This window comes from Grimontia indica, from assembly GCF_000333895.2.
GTDB lineage: Bacteria > Pseudomonadota > Gammaproteobacteria > Enterobacterales > Vibrionaceae > Enterovibrio > Enterovibrio indicus.
The window spans coordinates 78,842-98,094 of record NZ_ANFM02000018.1 but is presented as its reverse complement, the minus strand read 5'-3'; the positions used below and the strand labels follow the sequence as shown (position 1 = coordinate 98,094).

Below are 19,253 nucleotides of genomic sequence, written 5' to 3'. Positions count from 1 at the left end.
CTCCTCTTTATGAGCCCACCAGCGAAGGAAGCCATAGGGTGAGTTGTGGGAAGAAGGCAATAACAAACACGCCAAGCACAGAGGCAAAAACGAAGGGATGAATTCTTGAAGTAATTTGCTCGACGCTCGAACCGCCGATACCGGACGCGACAAAAATGTTCTCTCCCAATGGCGGCGTCGCAAAGCCAATGGATAAGGTACAAATCACCACGATCCCAACATGCGTTGGATCCGCGCCTAGCATGTACATGATGGGCAGTAGGACAGGCACAATGATCATTATCGCCGCCAGCGTTTCCATAAACATGCCGATAAAGAGCAGTAACATGATGGTCAATGCCCAAACCAGATACATGTTGTCCGTGACACTCAATAGCGCATCAGCCACATGAACCGGAATTCGCTGCTCGATAAGAAGACGCCCGAAAACCGTGGCAGCGAAGAGAATCAAAAGAACACGGCCGGTTATCCATGTTGTGGTGGTCAAAGACTTAAGCACATTCCTAAATTTCAGTTCTTTATGTAAAAAGAACCCCACAAATAGCGAGTAGAAAATCGCCACCACCGCCGACTCGGTTGGCGTGAAAATGCCACTATAGATCCCGCCCAGTATCAGAAATGGCGCAAGAATCGACCAAACACCCCGACGCAACGAGTGGTTGATGTCAGGAAGAGACCAGGACTCCATCAAGCCTTTGTAGCCACGACGTTTTGAGATGTAGTAGTTGGTCAATATCAGGGTTGTCGCCATGATCAGTCCGGGAACAACACCTGCAATAAACAATTTGGGGATGGAGACAGTATCAAACTCGCCATGCAGGGATATCGCTTCTGGCGGTGCCATCAACCCCATCGCAGAGATACCGAAGATGACAATAGGTATGGACGGAGGAATGATTATTCCTAAGCCGCCGCTTGCGGCAGTCACCGCTGACGCGTAGCTTGCTTCATATTCGCGTTTTACCATTGCAGGAATCATCAGCATGCCCACTGCTGCCGTGGTCGCTGGCCCTGAACCGGATATCGCACCGAAGAAAAGACAGGCAAAAACCGTTGCGGCACCAAGTCCGCCTGTTACCGGGCCTGCCATGTTTTCTGCAATATCGACCAATCGGCGTGATATACCAGAGGCCTCCATCAAGGCTCCGGCCAAAACAAAAGATGGCAGTGCCATCAGTGGAAAGTTCCCGACAGACGTGAATGCGATTTGCACCAGTGCAATAGGGTTTTTATCCAAAATCAGGTAGGCCGCCATCGATGCGCCAGCCAAAGAAACGGTGATAGGTGCCCCAAGCACCAGCAGAACTAAAAAACCACCAAATAAAATGAGTGTTAAATAGGCTTCCATAAGGTTGAATCCCTTCTCGCTATCTTTTCACCGCCGGGCCTATGGCAGCTTGGGAATATCCATCTTTTTTTCGCTGAGCTTGCGGATCTCTTCTGCCTCTGGGTCATCGTGTTCAATACCTTTTAAGCGATCGATGACATTCCATAGAATCCGTATCGACATCAGCAAAAACGCGATGGGCAGAATCATGTAGATGTACTTCATTGGGATACCGGTGGTTTGAGACTTCCAAAACAAGTTCATCTTGTTGAAAACAAAGTCATAACTCAGGTAAACAAAATACAGATTGAAAGCAATCCAGAGCAGATCGGCGATCGTCTCGCAGACGGTTTTTACGATGGGTGGAAAGTAGTTAAAGTGGAAAGAGACTCGGTTATGAGCAGACATTTTTGCTGCGACAACAGCACCTAAATAGGTAAACCAAACGAATAAATAGGTCGCGACTTCATCACCCCAAGGAATGGAGTATTGGAAAAACTGTCTAACCAAGATCTGCGTAAACAAAAGCGTGACAAATACCGCCAGAAACAAGCAGCAGATGTATTCTTCAATCCTGTTTAGGTGACGACGCACTGGTAACATTATCGACATGCTCTTACTCTCAACGTTCAGGCTTCAAGGGTGAGTTCAATAGCTAACCCGTCGGACACGTTCCGTGCCCGACGGGTATCTCGATTATCGACCGAGCTGTTTCAGTGCGTTATCCAGTTTTTCTTTACCACCGATACTGCTGTAGAATTTCGGCCAAACAACAGTTGTTACACTCTCAATCCATTCCTTCTCGTTATCAGCCGGTTCGGCGATTTCCATGCCTTTTGCTACCAGCTCTTTCTTGATGCGATCTTCGGTATCTTTAAGAAACTCAAAGCTATGTACCGTCGCTTCCTGACCCGCCTCTAAAATCGCCTTTTGCATTTCGGGTGATTGGTCCTGGAAGACCGACTCACTGATGATGAGGGGCTCCATCGAGAAGATGTAACGGATATTGGTCACGTACTTCTGTACTTCATTGAATTTCATGGCAGAAATAGTGATGTAAGGGTTGTCCTGACCATCAACCACACCTTGCTGGAGGCCGGTAAAGGTCTCTGACCACGCCATGGGTGTAGGGTTAATACCCAGCGCCTGATAGGAAGCAATCATGATTTCATTTCGGGGAACGCGGATCACCAAACCTTTTAGATCTTCAGGCGTTTTGACAGGACGTTTAGAGTTGGTGAGAACGCGGAAACCTGAATACGCCCAACCAACAATTCTGACGCCTGCGTCACGTATGGTGTTCTCTACAAGCTCTTTACCAATATCGCCTTGCGTCAGTAGTCTCGCCTCTTCAGCTGACTGAATCACATACGGCATCGTCAACAGGCCAACAGTGGGAGAAAAAGGCGTCACGTTGTTGATGGCCAACACAGAGAAATCAAGTAAGCCGATAGCTGCATTGTTAACTGTATCTTGCTCGGTACCTAACTGGCCATTGGGAAAGAGGTCAACCTTAGCTTTACCACCCGTTTTATCACTGAGTTTTTCAGCAAACGTTTTACCCAGTTCCCATTGTGTACCACCAGCAGCATCACCCAGCGCCATTTTGAATGTTTGAGCGTATAACTGCGGAGTGGTCAGCGCCATGCTGAAAGCGGTGACAATAGCGAGGACGTTACTACGAATTAATTTCATGATCTTAACCTCTTTAATTAGTGTATTGATTCTGACTTTCCTCGGGTGCTAGCCACCCAATGCAGGCGGCAAAACGTTGCTTTAGATTTCGGTTTTATTGTCCCAAACCAACTGAATTCTCCGTTTACAGCTGGTTTGGCGTCATGCTTGGCTCCATCAAGCAGGTGCGCTGCAGCGAGCGTCTATCAATTTCTGATTCGAATACATGCGCCTACATCACTAAAGCACTTCGTCTTTTAAGTGATACCAACGGTATAGGAATCGCTGCCCTAGCCTTCGAAACGGTGCAAAGTATTCGGATTCAACAAGCTCTCTCACATTTGGATAAGGTAACTTTGACTGGAAAATCGGAAGATTGAGGTCTTTTGTGTCACCCGCAATCCACTGCGCTAACCGTTTGCCAGCCTGCGCGGAGTACATCACGCCATTGCCGCCATAACCCAATGCGTAATAGAGGGTCTCAGATTCGTTTGGCTGAAAAATTCTTGGCATCATGTCATGGCTCACATCCACCCAACCCCACCATGAGTAATCGATACTAATGCCTTGTAAAGCAGGGAATTTTCGAACCATGTCCGCGTATAGCTTGTCCTCATACTTCTGTTTTGGCGCGTCAAAACCGGTAATGGCGCTACGCGAGCCAATCTGTAGCCGGTTATCAGGAAGTAACCGGTAGTAATGCCGAAGAACACGGGTGTCTGTGATGATCTGCGTTGTTCTGAAACTGCACGCCTCAATTTCTGAGGGTGTTAAAGGCCGGGTTACCATGGAATTAGACAGTATGGGCAGCAAGCGGTTTTTCAGCTGAGGGTGCAGCGATTGAGAGGTATAGCCCCCCGTTGCGATGCCTACGCTTTGCGCTTTTACCGTGCCATGCGGTGTTTGAAGGTAGTGGATACCCTTTCGTGTTTCCCACCCGGTGACTGGGCTTGCAGGGTGCACTTTCACGCCTAAAGCACGTGCCTTCTTCAAATAACCAAAGGCCAGTTTGCCCGCATGTATGCCAATCCCCTCGGGTTCATGCAACGCCCCTGCTGCTTCCACATCGTTGACGTATTGCTCTTTGACGGTCTGGGCATCAAAGATTTGAGCATCATAATTAAACGTTTTACGAAGCAGTTGCGCCTCTTTGACTAGCCCTGGCATCACCTTCGCTCGGTGCGCAATATAGAGATGTCCGCCCGGCTGGGGATCACAATCGATGTCTTTGATCAGCGATTTGAACGTTTCCATGCCATCTACACACTCTTGATGCATGCGAAGCGCCGTATCTAACCCCCATCGCTCTATCCACTGTGAGCGCTTTAGCCGGCCAGAAGCGCATTGAGCCTGACCGCCATTTCTGGTGCTGCAACCCCAACTGGTGCGGTTCGCCTCTAGAACAGTCGCTTTAATGCCATAGTTTTCTGCAAGAAAAATAGCAGCGGTCAGTCCGGTAAACCCCGAACCGACGATCACCACATCGGCATCAGTATCACCGGGCAGCGGGCCATCGTCTTCCGGTGGCGTACCCGCAGTACCAATCCAATATGAAGGAGAATAATCCCTACCTTTTCCTGGCGTCGCATCCACAAGGGGATCGTAGGCGGGGTCATAAGCATCAACTGCTGGCGTCGGGGAGCGGGAGAGCTCCTTTTCGACACCAGATATCTCTTGACTGGCTGATTCCATTGCTTGCTCCGATATCAATTGCTACAAGAATCCCAACAACAATCAAACCACTAAGGCAGGTCTGTCTTTGCGGAAGGCATTTTTCACTGCAATCTTGCCGTCACGGAGCGTAAACACATCCACCATGCGCGCTTCTATCCGGCTGCCATCAGGTTTTGTTGCACAGAAAGTAGACTCAGTGATGGCTTTGCTCCCGGATAAAATCGTGTGCTCTGCATCTTTCCAACACACATCAGGAAAGGTTTTCCACACTTGCTCAAATGCATCTCGGACGTCATCAAACCCTGATATTGTGGTGCCTTGAAGCTCGCTACCGGCTGCCGTATGAAAAACACAGTCTTCCGTCATAAATGTCATCAGTGCTTCAACATCGTGGTCATTCCACGCTTTCGAAAACGCGTCCAAAAAATCGGTGGTGATGGAATCCGATTTTGCCTGAGTCATAGGGTTGTTCACGTTAAAACTCCTTTTCATCCGCGGTCAGCGCTTTAAGCTGAACCTTGTTATTTTTGAAATCTGTCTCGGGTTAATTTTTAAGAGAGGTCTGGCCGAGCGCACTCAGCCAAACACTCACTCTTTATTTAAAGAATTTCCTTTCTCGGTGCTGTCGACTTCGCGACACGCGGTTAAACGTAATCCTGATACTTTTCTAGGAAGCGAACAGGTGTCGAAAGCGCATCACGACGGAATGGGTCTCCCAACTCTTGGGTACACATGATTTCAATCACGGTGGTTTTCCCTTCGTTCATTTGTTTGTCGATGGCTGCTTTGAGTGCTGGGCCAACATCTTCCAAACGATCCACAGTGACACCTTCCGCACCCATCGCACGTGCAATTTCTGCGAAGCTTTGGTTATCCAGTTCGCCCGCCACAAATCGACGGTTGTAAAAATCAACCTGGTTCTTCTTCTCTGCGCCCCATTGACGGTTATGGAATACCACTGCGGTGACTGGGATGTTGTGTCGTACACAGGTCATGGTTTCAACCAAGCTCATTCCCCACGCACCGTCACCGGCGTAAGAAATAGCGGGTCTGTCTGGTGCTGCCATTTTGGCGCCAATAATGGTTGGGAAAGCGTAACCACAGTTACCGAAGCTCATTGCCGCGAAGAAGCTGCGGGGCTTTTCGAATCTTAGGTAGCTGTTAGCAATGGAGTTGATGTTGCCAATGTCAGTAGAGACCATGACATCCTCAGGCATGGCTTTTTCAAGCTCGCGCAGGACTTGGCGCGGATGGAGGTATTCGCCACCGGAAAATGGCGTTTCATTCGCGTTGTGCTCAATCATATCGAGGCTGAAAGCGTCTTTTTCATGCGTCCACTCATCCAGCTCTTTTTCCCAAGCATCTTTTTCCTGTTTCATGATGCCAAGACGCTCTTCTTTATTGCTGTCACAAGCCAGCTCTCGGCCACTTAACCGTTCAGTCAGTGCCACCGCTGCTGCTTTCGCATCACCACAGATACCGACTGAAATTTTCTTCACCAATCCCAGCATTTTGTTGTCAGCGTCAATCTGGATGATTTTGGCGTTCTGCGGCCAATAATCGAGACCATGTTGTGGCAAGGTGCCAAATGGACCCAGACGGGAACCCAAAGCAATGACAACGTCTGCTTGCGCGATCAATTTCATCGCCGCTTTTGAGCCTTGGTAGCCCAGTGGACCACACCATTGTGGGTGTGAAGCCGGGAAAGAGTCATTGTGCAGATAGCTGTTTACCACTGGCGCACCTAAACGCTCAGCCAGCGCTTTACACTCTTCTACAGCATCAGCCATTACCACGCCGCCACCGGAAATGATCACAGGGAACTTGGCTTCTGCGAGAATATCAGCAGCCTCATTCAAGCTTTTCTCACCGCCAGGACCACGGTCTAAACGGGCAGGTTTTGGAATTTCACAAGTGATTTCACCATAGAAATAGTCGCGCGGAATATTCAGTTGCGTTGGGCCCATTTCGCTCATGGCTCTGTCAAAGCAGCGTCCTGTGTACTCCGCCATTCTTGCTGGGTGAGTGACATGTCCTTGGTATTTAGTAAATTCCTGAAACATTGGCAGCTGATTACACTCTTGGAATCCGCCCAACCCCATGGTCATGGTTCCTGTTTCCGGTGTAATCATCACCACTGGGCTGTGTGCCCAGTAAGCTGCTGCTATCGCAGTCACACAATTACTGATCCCTGGGCCATTCTGTCCAATCACCACCCCATGATTCCCTGATACACGTGAGTAACCATCTGCCATGTGCGCTGCACCTTGCTCATGAACGACCGGGATCATTTGAATACCCGCAGGCGCGAAGATATCCATCGCATCCATGAATGCAGAGCCCATGATGCCAAACATCGTTGTGACGTTGTTTGCGACCAGTGTTTCCACGAATGCTTCTGATGGCGTCATCTTGGTTGGACCTTCAACAACAGTGCGCATCGATGATTCACTCATAACGTTCTCCTTGCTAAATTTCATATTATGGAATTAAATGTTTCGTTATACGGAATTTGAAATTTAGTTAATGCCATGTTTCTGGATTGGTCAACCAAAAATTTAAATAACGGAATTTTTGATATCGAAAGTCTCACCAGCGAGAAATCGCCTCGTTGGTAAAAACAAGACATAAGAAGGCTCGCTATAGGCTTAATAACGGAGGAAAAATGGAGAGGACGATGATGCAAGGACCCGATATCCAGGTGTCGGCCAAAGAAACATTCGGTATCGATACAGAGTTAGTTGTACCCGCTTTTTCCAGCACCAGCGAGCTGGTGCCCAAAATCGATCCTGACTACGTCTTCAATCCAGAAGTGACCAGTGCGATTCTCGCGGGCTTTGCTCACAACCGAAGAACACTGATTCAAGGGCTACATGGCACAGGTAAATCCACCCACATTGAGCAAGTTGCAGCCCGGCTTAACTGGCCTTGCATGAGGATTAACCTTGATGGGCATATCAGTCGATTGGACTTGGTAGGAAAAGATACCTTGGTGATCCGAGACGAAAAGCAGGTCACCGAATTCCAGGACGGTATTCTGCCCTGGTCTGCGGCCCGACCGATTGCGCTGATCCTCGACGAATATGACGCTGGCAGACCTGATGTCATGTTTGTTATTCAGCGCTTACTTGAGAAAGACGGAAAGCTTGTCCTGACTGACAAAAACCGGGTGATAGAGCCTCACCCTTCATTCCGCCTGTTTGCCACAGCCAATACTGTCGGTTTAGGCAATTTGCAGGGCCTGTATCATGGCACTCAGGTATTAAACCAAGCCCAGATCGACCGATGGAATCTGGTTGTCACTCTGAACTACCTCAAGCCAGAAACTGAAGCCAAGATTGTTCTTGCGCGTGTCCCATCAAAAAACACAGAACGCGGACGAAAGCTGGTGGCTCAAATGGTTGAGATTGCCAACCTGACACGCAAAGCGTTTTCAACCGGTGACATATCAACCTTAATGTCGCCACGAACCGTGATTACGTGGGCGGAGAATTGTGAAATATTCAGTGACCCTAGAACTGCCTTCCGCCTCACCTTCCTCAATAAATGTGATGAAGCTGAATGGCCAATCATCAACGAGCTTTATCAACGCTGTTTTAATGAGGAAGTCATAGAGGAAGACTCCGCTTTAACGGGTGCTGAAAGATGAGTCGCGCTCACCACCCCGAGCCCGCACCTTTTACCCGAGCCCAGCAGCGCAGACGGGAACTGACTCTGGCAACCATCCGGTCGGAAACGGGCAACTCGGAGCTCAAACTTCGTGGTGAGCGTTTTTACAATGGAGCGGTGTATGTGCCGATCTCGGCCGCTCATTTACAGACTCATGATCTTTCCCATGATGCTCAAGCACAGCGCGGACGTGCTGATGCTATATCAGCGCGTCTGTTGTTTAGCAATGCTGATGTTCACCGCTCAACCATGCCTGCAGACCCTGTCTCGGGCATGCTTTATGACCTACTGGAACAATTTCGCACAGAAGCTCTTCTCAGCGGAAACCACCAGCCAGGCACACAACAAAATATTCGCTATCGGTTTGACGCTTGGAGCAGGCTCGCATTGCACACGAATCTGATGGAATCAAAGCTCGGTATCTTAATTTTCACTGTGATACAGATTGTCCGCTCACGCCTGTTTTCAACGCCCATCGACCCAGAAATTGAAGATTTAATAGAGGCGACCCGCGCCGGTATCACACCCTGTCTGGGTTCAGAACTGGCAGGTCTTCGTCGCAATAAAGACCATCAAACATTTTACGGCCGACACGCTCTATCACTGGCTGAGAAAGTGTCCAACATGGTGAGTGAGTGTGAGAACAATGAAGATGACAATGAAAGGAGTGAGCAGATCCTCAGTGCTTTTCCCCTGTTACTCAGCACGGATATAGAAGCCGACAATACCTACTCTTCAGTCACAGGGGGAAACAGCAAATCATTTGAAATGCACCGCCTTCAATATCGGGTTTTTAACCGTGAATTCGATACCGAGATCGACGCATGCAGTTTGGTGAGAAAAGTACAGCTTGCAGAGTTTCGCTCACATCTTGATAAACGCTTTCTTCATCTGGGACTTAACCTTCGGGAAATATCCAAACGCCTATTGCTTTGTTTAAACCAAAAAACGCGCGACGGCTGGCAATTTGAGGAGGAGGAAGGTTACATCGATGGAAGCCGCCTTCCACAGGTTGTCTCATCGCCTATGGAAAGGCGCGTATTTATCAAAGAACACTTCGTTGAACGTCCTGACAGCGCTGTCACCCTACTGATTGACTGCTCAGGTTCGATGAGGCAACACATGGAAAGCATAATCCATCTCGTTGATGGGCTGGTCAGGGCACTAGGTATTGGTGGCGTGCCTACTGAAGTTCTGGGATACACAACCTGTGCTTGGAATGGCGGGCGGCCTTACAAAAAATGGCTAATGACCGGTAGGCACGCAATGCCAGGCAGAATGAACGAAGTGTGCCATTTGATTTTCAAAGATGCTGGAACACATTGGCGCCAAGGCTCTAAAAACCTGGCGGCATTGATGAAGGGAGATATTTTCCGTGAAGGTATTGATGGCGAAGCGATTGAATGGGCATGTGCAAGGTCGCGTCAGATAGATGCCTCAAGACATTTGTTACTAGTGATATCTGATGGAAGTCCGATGGATACCGCCACCAACCTGACCAATGACGACTTCTATTTGGATAACCACCTCAAGCAAGTCATAGCAAGCCGAGAAAAACAGGGCGATATCATCACTGCTCTGGGTGTGGGTGTGGACCTTAGCCGCTTTTACCCACTCAATTTAACCTTAGACATCGACTTCCAACCTGATAGTGCGACTTTCAACGATGTCATCACACTGATTGCAGAATCAGTACGAAGATCTGATGGCAAAAGGAGGTCATGAAAACCGTGATTTAGTCGTCAACGCCGAAGCGGGATAAATGGCAGAGGATTTCATTTTTCAAGATGGTTTGTTGTCATTTTCCAGAATTTTGATATATATGGCGGGTATGGAATAAGGGAGAACCATGAAAACGAAGAACAAATCTGATCTGGCTGTTGTGGACGGCGACACGCCAACATTACGTCTATTTTCATTGCTGGAACTTATCGCTAAAAAAGACGAATTTTTCTCGCTACAAGATCTCACCGAAGAAACCAACATCCCCAAGCCTTCACTGCATAGAATGCTTCAACAGCTGGAAAGTGCGGGTATCATCCAGCGCGACGGTGACGACAGACACTATGGCAAAGGCGCAAGACTGCGTCATATGGCAGAGAATGTCTTGCTCAACTCCACCACGCACAGCGCACGACACAACCTGTTGAGCCAATTAAGAGATGAAGTGGGTGAAAGCTGTAACCTGACATCCCTGTCCGGCGGTGAGGTCATTTACGTAGACCGCGTTGAAACTGAAGCTCCATTGCGTTTCCATTTACACCCTGGTTCCCGAGTCCCCGTTCACTGCTCAGCAACAGGTAAACTGTTTCTGGCAAATATGACCCCTTCCCAGCGCCGCAGGCTGCTTGGTAACTCTGAGATGACCGCCTTCACTGAGAAAACGATCACTGACCTGGCTTCGTTGGAGGAAGAACTGGAAAACGTCCGTGCCTGCGGTTACGCCATCGACAACGAAGAGTTCCTACCCGGATTGTTGTGTGTCGCGGTTCTTGTGCCATCCAAGCGCGGAAAATCCAATCTCGCTGTCGCCATTCAGGCACCTATCATGCGACTCAAAGCCGACCAAGCCTTACATTTCCTCCCTGCACTGCAAAGGGCATCTCTCGCGTTTGCGAAGATAGAAGAAGAAAGCTGGGGTGAAGATTCTTGATGCTACTGGTACACACCAAAAATACGAATATTCCAACTACTTGCCGATCCTAACGACTCCCCGTTGAGGAGTCTGAGGTTGGCCATTCGATGTCTTCCATTGACGTGATATCGAAAGCTCTTGAAAAGAACTCTCTTCTCAAAATAATAAGAATAACAATCAGGAAAACAGCATAGAAAACATAAGGATGGATAATCCAAGCCAGTGAGGATATTCCAAAGTAATAAGCTCGCACACCATATTGAAAGTGGTAAGAGGCCAGCACGCTCATTTCGGAGAGTTTGTTGACAACGAGGCTCGTCGCTTTTGAATCCTTTTCACTAGGCTCTGGCGCTGACCCCAGCATAAGCAAAGAGTTCGCGTGTAAACCCATAGACCACGCAAATTCAAAAAACGCAATCACCATGATAATTAACAAACTCGTTATTTTTAAAACCACTGCCTCCTCTGTCGTGCCATTCAAGTAAGAAAAAGAGTTTAACTTTTCGGTGATTGAGTGGCTTGCACCTAACAGCGCAACTAAGCCGCTAATAACAAAAACGGTCGTTGTAGCGAAGAAAGACACATTGTGAATCAATCCTCGCACCAAACTGACATCCGTAATTCTCTCATGGCGCCAGAGCATCTGGGTTGCCCACGCTTTTCTCCACAACATCATTTGGCTGGAAATATTCTTCCCAAATATCGCCTTACTTATAGGCTCATAAAGAAATAGAGACAAAAAGAGAACAACAAATGCAACCAAATCTCCGTCGTTTAGCTTTAGTAAGAATTCACTCATCCTCTGCCACCCATCACGCCTTTCATTCTTTGATCGCATCTGACCAGGCTGACATCACCTCTGTGATGCCAGCATTCTCAAGTTGGCCACCTACAACCTGACTCGAAATGATGCTTGGGCAAGCGAAGTTAAACGGATATATCGTCCTCGGGGCTAATTTGACCTGTTGTATTGTTCCCCTTAAATCTTCAATGAGGTTTTCATCCATTGTGTCATCCACAATCGTGAGCTCATTGAGACTGGTATCTATCCTTGGCATACACATCGCTTTCTCTATATCCATCTTGTAATCCAAGATAAACGAGGAAAGTTGCGCTACAGCAGGCATGATCTTACGTCCACCCGATGCGCCTAACGCGAAACAGTGACCATCGTTGCGTTTGAGAATGGTGGGACACATATTCGCCAGGCATTTTTTGTCCGCAGCGAGCGAGTTTGGCTTATTAGGTTCCGGATCAAACCACATGATCCCATTGTTCATAAGAATGCCACTGTCTCCCAACATCAACTTGGAGCCAAAAATGGAAAGCAGTGTCTGCGTCACCGATACGCAATTTCCCTCAGAATCAACAACGTTAAAATGTGTCGTGCAACTAGGTGCTACTTCCTTACGTTCATCTCCCATAAAGCGGTAGCGCTCTTCGTTGGCTAACCTAATTGCAGTGTCGTAGACCTGGTAGGCTTTTGAGTCAGGAGAATTGCCCTCTGGCTGCCAATTCTCCATCAGTGAAAAAGTGCGTTTTAAGGTTGGACCGGCAGTCATTGATGGCGTACCAAATATGGTATGGCCGCGATAACTGTATTTATCCGCAGTCTGCAGAGTGGCTGTGTAACTTTCAAAGTCTTCCAAACTATGCCGGCCCCCTGCTGCAGCGAGTTCATTGACAATAGTTCTTGCTAACTCCCCGCGGTAAAAACTTTGATGGCCTTCTTCCGCTATGGTTTCCAGCGTTTTAGCCAGACGTGACTGATCGCAGACGTTTGATGAATGAGACGTCCACGCTGAAGATTTAGGGAAAAGACCAGAATCCAAAAACGTCTCCGCAGACGCTTTAAACGGCACCAGATCTTTGGCGACGGAAGAAATAACTAACTGTGCATACCAGTCAACGACCAGCCCTTTCTTAGCAAGGTCTATGGAAGGCTCAATGAGTGCTTTCCAGGGAAGAGATGAAAAATGCTCAGCAGCCAACCCCATTCCAGCCACTTGGCCAGGAATGGCAACCGCGAGCGCCCCCGTCACATTCCTGTCTTCATGGACGCGAGTCCAAGGAAACAAATCTGTCGCTGAACCTTCAACCAGCGGATAATCTTCGACGTTAAGATTCTTAGGGGACTTCATACCGAAGTTGATCACCTTAACTTCGTCAGTTTTAGCTAAACGAATCACCATAAAGCCGCCACCACCGATACCGCTCATCCAGGGCTCCGCGACGCCTAAGGCGAACGATGTTGCTATTGCCGCATCCACTGCGTTTCCGCCTTTTCTTAGAACCTCAGCACCAATTTCTGACGCAATACGGCTTTGTGACGTCACCACACCTCGGTGCGTACGAACAACTTTCTTCTTGATATTCCACGAGGATGATTGAGACAAACTCACTGTTAAACTCCATTTTTATTCGTATTACGACGGAAAATCACCACCGCAGATATGACTGATAAAGCTAAAAACAACACAGAAAGTGGTGTAGAGACGAAGATGAGCCAATTCCCTTCAGACAGGGTGAGCGCCTGACGCACTGCTTGTTCACCCACTGGCTCAAGAACAAAGCCAATCATCATTGGGGCAAGCGGAAAATCGAGCTTTCGCATGACGTAACCCAGCAAGCCGAACCCCAACATAATCCAAAGATCGACCGTGCTGTTGTTGAACCCATAAACGCCAACAACACAAAACACAGCAATGATGGGCAACAAGACACTTTGGGGTATTCTCGTAATCTGAAAAAACAGCTTTATCGCGACCTTACCAACAAGAGGTAGAAACAGTGATGCGATAAAAAGCACGACGAACAGTGAATAAATCAACGAAATATCATCACTAAAAAGCGCAGGACCAGGCGCCAAGCCATGTATCAGGAAGGCTCCCATCAGAACAGCGGTTGTCACATCTCCTGGCACACCTAATGCGAGCAGAGGAATCAAAGCACCACCGCAGGTAGCATTGTTCGCTGACTCTGCGGCAGCGACTCCCTCTAACTCTCCTTGGCCAAATTTCTCGGGTGTCGCCGATTTCCTTTTTGCCTCGGAATAGGACAGAAACGCCGCGGGCGTTGCTCCCAATCCGGGTATCGCCCCCAGCACAACACCAATGAATGAGCCTCTGCAGATGGTCTTTAAGCTCCCCCTGATTTGAAACCATGAAATAGATGAACTGGCTTTGCTGTTGGCTTGTTTCGCTGTCTGTTTCTCAACCAACTTTTCTGCCTGGATCAGGAGCTCAGAAACGGCGAATAAACCGATCAACATCGCCATCAGCGAAATACCATTCATCAAATTGACGTTATCAAAAGTGAATCTTGGGGTGGCCACCATCGGGTCTAGTCCGACGGTTCCAAAAAGAAACCCGAGTGAAGCGGTAATTAGACCTTTGGAAAGTGAATTACCCGATACACCAGCAACAACAAGAAGCGCAAAAAGTACTAGGGTTGCGAACTCCGGCGGTCCAAAATTAGTTGCCAGCTTGGCAAGGGAAACAGCGCCCAAAACCAATATGACAGTGGCAATAACATCGGCAATAACGGACGCCCATAACGCCATTCCCATCGCCTCGCTTCCTCGTCCTTTTTGAGCCAAAGGATAGCCATCCAGAACAGTCGCCGCTGCTGCTGGAGAGCCTGGCGTATTTAAAAGAATGGCAGGGATACTCCCCCCGAAAAGACACCCCTTATAAGCCCCTAGCAAAACACAAAACGCAGTTAGAGGGCTAAATCCATAGGTCAATGGAATAATCAATGCAATACCCATGGTGCCAGTTAACCCCGGGATTGCACCCATAAAGATGCCAAATGCAACACCAACAAAAATAGCGACAAGATTAAGTACAGAAAAAACTGAAACAACAGATTGAAGGATCTCGCCTTCCATACCACCCTCCTTGGTTTAAACGGACATTCCCAGTCCAATGACAAACAGTGCATAGAGCGCGAGAGTGACCAGAGCCGGTATGATGATTAGCGTCGCTGGTCGTCGTACTCCATTGATGAGAAAGAGCAGAAACATCATTGCTGATACAGAAAGGATGAAGCCGTATGTTTCAAACACACTGATAAACAGAACTATCACAAGGACAGTAAGAAGAGGTCGAAACCATGTCCCAACACTCTGCTTTGAAGCGGCAGTTTCGTGCTCACCAGCGGCTTTATCAAAGCTGCTTATAAACAGAAAAACTGCGCCAATACCAACCAACGTACAACCAAAGTATGGGAAGAATCTCGGTGACAACGCGATAGATTGAGTATCTTCAACCTGTCCTGGTATTAATGTGGCACCTATAAACACAGCAATAATGGCAAGCACCACTGCTGACAATCTGTCCTTTGATTTTTGATTCATCATTCTTTCCTGAATTCCTGCTCTACTCTTCCTGCTCTCAATACTGGGCTATTTCCCTAGCCCAGAGAGCTGAATGATTTCGCCTTGCTTGTGGAACGTCTCTGTCACGTTCTTCTCGAATTTCTTCGCGTCGAGATAGTTCACCTGCATAGCCAGTTTTTCGATAATCTCCTTGAAGTCCCCACTTTCTGTCGCAACTTGTATTGCGCTGGCAAGCTTCTCTACCACTTCATCGGGAATCCCTTTTGGACCCGCAATACCCAAAATAGAAGGCGCGGAGATGTCGTAACCTGCATCAATCAAGGTTGGCACATTTGGGAACTCAGCCATTCGTTTGTCTGTGATGATTGAAAGGAGTTTAAATTCACCGGAACGGACTTGAGGCAGCCACTCCGTCGCTCCAGCCATCAAATCAACATGCCCACCCAAGAGTGCCGTAACACTTGCAGCACCGCCTTTAAATGGGATCGCCTTCCATTTCAACGACTCTTGTTGCGCGAGACGCTCCATAGCAAGGTGTTGTGGAGTACCGGCACCAGCAATGGCGTAACTCACTTCGCCCGGATGTTGCTTCACATATTCAACAAGCTCTTGAATAGATGAGTACGGCGCATCCTTGGGGGCCACTATTCCAAGGTTCCATTGGGCAATTTGAGAGATGAAAGAAAAGTCGTTTAACGGATCATAAGGCAGGTTTTGCATATGGGGAGAGAGTACTGCCGCGCCTGTCGTCAGTGTAAAAATAGAATATCCGTCAGGGCGTTGCGCTTTCGACAACGCAGCCGCGACAGACCCGCCACCTCCCGGCTTATTGATGACGGTAACTTTCTTACCAAGACTTTTCTCAAGTTCGGTGGATAATACGCGCGACACCGTATCCGTTGTTCCACCGGCTCCATAACCAACGGTTAATTTGATTGTTTTCTTCGGCCATTCAGCAGCTTGAGTAAAGCTAGCGACAATAGAAAGCACAGCAAAAAGCGTAGCGAATAGATACTTCATGATATTTACCTCCATATAAATATTGCATTGCAATACTTTGTTGTGTATTGTGTTACTTCGTTAACAACCCTATAACGATCAGGTTACGATCGCAAACCAGATCTTGCGTTCTAATGTCTTATTTCTGAGGATTTAGAGGATGGAGAATCGCTTATTTGTTGGCTCAGTTAAGAAAGCCTTTGAAATTATTGAAGCTTTTGATGTGACCACGCAAAGCATGAGTTTGACCGAACTTGTTCAGGTCACGGGGATGGGGAAAAGCGCAGTCCAACGATATGTCTATACCCTTGAGGAGCTGGGATACCTGACGAAAAATCCAACCTCAAAGCGATATGAGCTCTCCTTAAAAATGCTCCTTCCAGCAAGTAGTTACCTTAGTCAGAACAATCTGGTGAGCGCCATCAACCCACACATTATCAATCTGCGTCAGAACCTGGATGCGCGCGTTGGCGTCAGTGTCTACCATCAAGAAAAAGTGGTTTATCTCATTCCGTTACAAAGCATCACCGAAGCCTATCCCAACGATTATCCGGGCTTTACTGTCCCCATTTACTGTACAAGTTCAGGCAGAATATTCCTTTCCACTTTTGATGATAATAAGGTCGACTCTATTTTGGAGAAGGAAGTCAAAAGACCATTCACGCCGCTGACAATGACAAATGAAGAAGACATTAAGAATGAAGTGAAGAAGTTTAAGCAAAATGGATATTGCATAACCAATCAAGAGATAAGTCACGGAAAAATAAACATTTCTGTACCCATACTGAATTACGACAAAGAAATAATAGCCTGTATTGTCGCCATATTTAAAACGAGCGAATGGGATGAAAATCGCTTAATCAAAGAGGTTTTCCCTAAGATCCAGGAGGTAGCTTCATTTATCAGGGTTCCCTCAAGATAGCGTATTGAGAATGAATGCCCCCATTAACAGTAAAAAGTAAAAACGGCGCTATATACCCAAACGACCTCTGAATGCGAGCATCTTCAGGTCGTTTGGGTACATAACAGCGCCGTTTTTATTTGTCAGCACAGCAATAGATTTTAAGGTCGGGCTCCCTAACCCACAGCTGAAAACTGCACAAGATAGGTCGAAAGCGGCGGCCAGAAAGCGATGATCATCCATGCCACCATCAGTGCAAACAGGTAAGGCATTACGTATTTCACAATGGTGAAATACGGTATTCCCGTGATCCCGCTGGCAACATACAAATTCAATCCATAAGGTGGCGTGATAAACCCAATGGCATCACCAACCAAGAAGATTACCGCGAAATGAATCGGATCCACCCCCACGCTGTAAGCAATTGGCGCAAGAATAGGCGCAAGAATGATGGTATTGGGCAGGCTTTCTAACACCGTTCCGGCCAATAACACCAACATCATGCAGGCAATCAAAACAAACGTCGGGTCACCAATTGCAGACATCCATCCACGCACCACTTCACCAGCACCCAATAGGGAAAGCAACTGTTGCATCACAACGGATATCGCGATCAGTGGTGCCAGCATGCCCGTAATTTGCCCGGAACGCAGTAAAATGTTCGGCAACTCGCGCAGTTTGATTTGTCGCGTGATCAGCACGCCCGCTATCAAACAGAAACCCACCGTGACACCGGCTGCTTCAGTGGGAGAAAAGGCTCCGGAATAGATGCCGTATATCACGATTCCGATGGCAATTAAGCCGAGGTAGGCTTTTAAACCGGTTTGAAAGATACGCTTAGGCTCAAACTTGATTAGGTTACCCCATCCATTCTTCTTACAGACGATGTAGCACGCCAACTGCATTGCAATAACCATGAGTAAGCCAGGTAACATTCCACCAACGAACAAATCGCTGATCGAAAGATCGAGCAGGAAGCCATAAACAATGAAGATGATACTTGGCGGAATAATGATGCCCACTGTGCCGCCCGCCGCAGCGGTGGCAGCAGCAAAACGTTCATCATAGTTATTCTTCGCCATCTCTGGCTGCATGATGGAACCGATGGTCGCAGTCGTCCCTGCATTGGAACCGGAAATAGCGGCGAACATTCCGCACGCACCAATGGTGGCCATTCCCAAGCCCCCTCTCACCCATCCTAAAATGGAATAGGCAAAATCAGACATACGTTTGGCGATACCGGCAGCATTGATTAAGTCTCCTGTCATGATGAAGAGTGGCAAGGCCAGTAAGCCAAAGAAGTTCAAACCTTCAAATAAGGTCACGCCAATATTGGCAAGGGTAAAATCGATAACGAGGCTACATCCTACAACCCAAAAACCAATCACAAGAAAAATTGGAACGCCGATGATAAATAGCAGTGTGACACCGAGAGAAATCAGCGTAATGAGAGTGCCGTCTTCCATATCCTGCTCCTAATCCAGTAGTGATGCTTGGAGCACGAAAGGCTCTTTACGCTGATATTGCTTAATGTCTTGAGCGAGATTCTGCAGCACGCGAATGACGATCAGCCCCCAAGCCAGTGGCGTAGCTAAGTAAAACCACCACTCCATGACATCATCCGTTCCACCCACAATGGCGAAATTGTCATAAGCGATGTAGGTTTGACTCGTTGCGTGATAGATCACGATGATGGCGAAGGCAATCCAGAGCACCGCATCCAAAACCAAGCAGTAAAATTGATGTTTGTAGGAGAGTCGCGAACGAATTTCGGTTAACGCTAGATGCGTACGTTTTTTGATGTTGTATGAAGCACCAAACCACGTCACCCACAAGAAAAGCAGTACAGGCACTGTCGTGCTCCAGGGTACTTGTTGGTTGAACAGAAACCGCCGAACAACCTCCACAAAAATTATCCCAGCCATACTTGAATAAGTGATCAAGATGATGACCTTTTCCGTGTTTTCATCTAACCATTTGAGCAAGGTTTGTAGCGGTTTCATGCTGACCTCACAGAGTTTGAAGTAAAGACACG

At 47.8% G+C, this 19,253-nt stretch carries 17 protein-coding genes; 4 read left to right on the top strand and 13 right to left on the bottom strand.

Going from position 1 to position 19,253, the window contains the following annotated elements:
- Nucleotides 1-7: 7 nt before the first annotated feature.
- The 6 genes from D515_RS11720 to xsc all read right to left on the bottom strand — a co-directional run bounded on the left by D515_RS11720 (nt 8) and on the right by xsc (nt 7,131).
- Nucleotides 8-1,348, bottom strand: coding sequence for a TRAP transporter large permease (locus D515_RS11720; RefSeq protein ID WP_002538705.1), 1,341 nt, complete (start codon nt 1,346-1,348; stop codon nt 8-10).
- Between the two features lie 39 nt (nt 1,349-1,387).
- A complete protein-coding gene (locus D515_RS11715) occupies nt 1,388-1,939 on the bottom strand; it encodes a TRAP transporter small permease (RefSeq protein ID WP_039849985.1) in 552 nt (183 codons plus the stop codon).
- 84 nt (nt 1,940-2,023) lie between these two features.
- Nucleotides 2,024-3,022: a TRAP transporter substrate-binding protein gene (locus D515_RS11710; protein WP_002538703.1), complete on the bottom strand. Its 999-nt coding sequence runs from the start codon at nt 3,020-3,022 to the stop codon at nt 2,024-2,026.
- A gap of 219 nt (nt 3,023-3,241) precedes the next feature.
- Nucleotides 3,242-4,693, bottom strand: a complete 1,452-nt coding sequence (locus tag D515_RS11705) for an FAD-dependent oxidoreductase (protein ID WP_002538702.1) — start codon at nt 4,691-4,693, stop codon at nt 3,242-3,244.
- A gap of 42 nt (nt 4,694-4,735) precedes the next feature.
- Entirely contained in the window at nt 4,736-5,167 is a 432-nt protein-coding gene (locus tag D515_RS11700; RefSeq protein ID WP_420835371.1) for a nuclear transport factor 2 family protein, read from the bottom strand.
- Between the two features lie 152 nt (nt 5,168-5,319).
- Nucleotides 5,320-7,131, bottom strand: coding sequence for a sulfoacetaldehyde acetyltransferase (gene xsc, locus D515_RS11695; RefSeq protein WP_002538700.1), 1,812 nt, complete (start codon nt 7,129-7,131; stop codon nt 5,320-5,322).
- A 209-nt stretch (nt 7,132-7,340) separates the two neighbouring features.
- Here xsc and D515_RS11690 point away from each other — a divergent pair, with 209 nt between their 5' ends.
- From D515_RS11690 to D515_RS11680, 3 genes are all read left to right on the top strand, one after another.
- Entirely contained in the window at nt 7,341-8,324 is a 984-nt protein-coding gene (locus tag D515_RS11690) for an AAA family ATPase (protein ID WP_039849984.1), read from the top strand.
- Nucleotides 8,321-10,069, top strand: coding sequence for a cobaltochelatase CobT-related protein (locus D515_RS11685; RefSeq protein WP_002538698.1), 1,749 nt, complete (start codon nt 8,321-8,323; stop codon nt 10,067-10,069). The genes D515_RS11690 and D515_RS11685 overlap by 4 nt, the downstream gene beginning before the upstream one ends.
- A gap of 124 nt (nt 10,070-10,193) precedes the next feature.
- Nucleotides 10,194-10,997 (top strand): IclR family transcriptional regulator, encoded by an 804-nt coding sequence (locus tag D515_RS11680; protein ID WP_002538697.1) that lies wholly within the window; start codon nt 10,194-10,196, stop codon nt 10,995-10,997.
- A gap of 49 nt (nt 10,998-11,046) precedes the next feature.
- Here the strand turns inward: D515_RS11680 and D515_RS11675 are convergent, their stop codons facing one another.
- The 5 genes from D515_RS11675 to D515_RS11655 are packed head-to-tail and all read right to left on the bottom strand — an operon-like array spanning nt 11,047 to nt 16,338.
- On the bottom strand, nt 11,047-11,778 hold the full coding sequence (locus tag D515_RS11675) for a DUF599 domain-containing protein (RefSeq protein WP_002538695.1): 732 nt from the start codon (nt 11,776-11,778) through the stop codon (nt 11,047-11,049).
- A gap of 22 nt (nt 11,779-11,800) precedes the next feature.
- Nucleotides 11,801-13,381, bottom strand: coding sequence for a gamma-glutamyltransferase family protein (locus tag D515_RS11670; protein ID WP_002538694.1), 1,581 nt, complete (start codon nt 13,379-13,381; stop codon nt 11,801-11,803).
- A gap of 2 nt (nt 13,382-13,383) precedes the next feature.
- Nucleotides 13,384-14,868 carry a tripartite tricarboxylate transporter permease gene (locus tag D515_RS11665; RefSeq protein ID WP_002538693.1) on the bottom strand — a complete coding sequence of 495 codons (1,485 nt, stop codon included), beginning with the start codon at nt 14,866-14,868 and terminating at the stop codon, nt 13,384-13,386.
- Between the two features lie 15 nt (nt 14,869-14,883).
- Complete coding sequence (locus D515_RS11660) at nt 14,884-15,339, bottom strand: tripartite tricarboxylate transporter TctB family protein (RefSeq protein ID WP_239643971.1); 456 nt, start codon at nt 15,337-15,339, stop codon at nt 14,884-14,886.
- 45 nt (nt 15,340-15,384) lie between these two features.
- Nucleotides 15,385-16,338: a tripartite tricarboxylate transporter substrate binding protein gene (locus D515_RS11655; protein WP_002538691.1), complete on the bottom strand. Its 954-nt coding sequence runs from the start codon at nt 16,336-16,338 to the stop codon at nt 15,385-15,387.
- Nucleotides 16,339-16,477: 139 nt separating this feature from the next.
- Between D515_RS11655 and D515_RS11650 the strand changes: the two genes are divergently transcribed.
- Nucleotides 16,478-17,239, top strand: coding sequence for an IclR family transcriptional regulator (locus D515_RS11650; RefSeq protein ID WP_002538690.1), 762 nt, complete (start codon nt 16,478-16,480; stop codon nt 17,237-17,239).
- A 155-nt stretch (nt 17,240-17,394) separates the two neighbouring features.
- Here the strand turns inward: D515_RS11650 and D515_RS11645 are convergent, their stop codons facing one another.
- Nucleotides 17,395-18,684, bottom strand: a complete 1,290-nt coding sequence (locus D515_RS11645; protein WP_002538689.1) for a TRAP transporter large permease — start codon at nt 18,682-18,684, stop codon at nt 17,395-17,397.
- 9 nt (nt 18,685-18,693) lie between these two features.
- Nucleotides 18,694-19,221 (bottom strand): TRAP transporter small permease, encoded by a 528-nt coding sequence (locus tag D515_RS11640; protein ID WP_039849983.1) that lies wholly within the window; start codon nt 19,219-19,221, stop codon nt 18,694-18,696.
- Nucleotides 19,222-19,253: the final 32 nt, after the last annotated feature.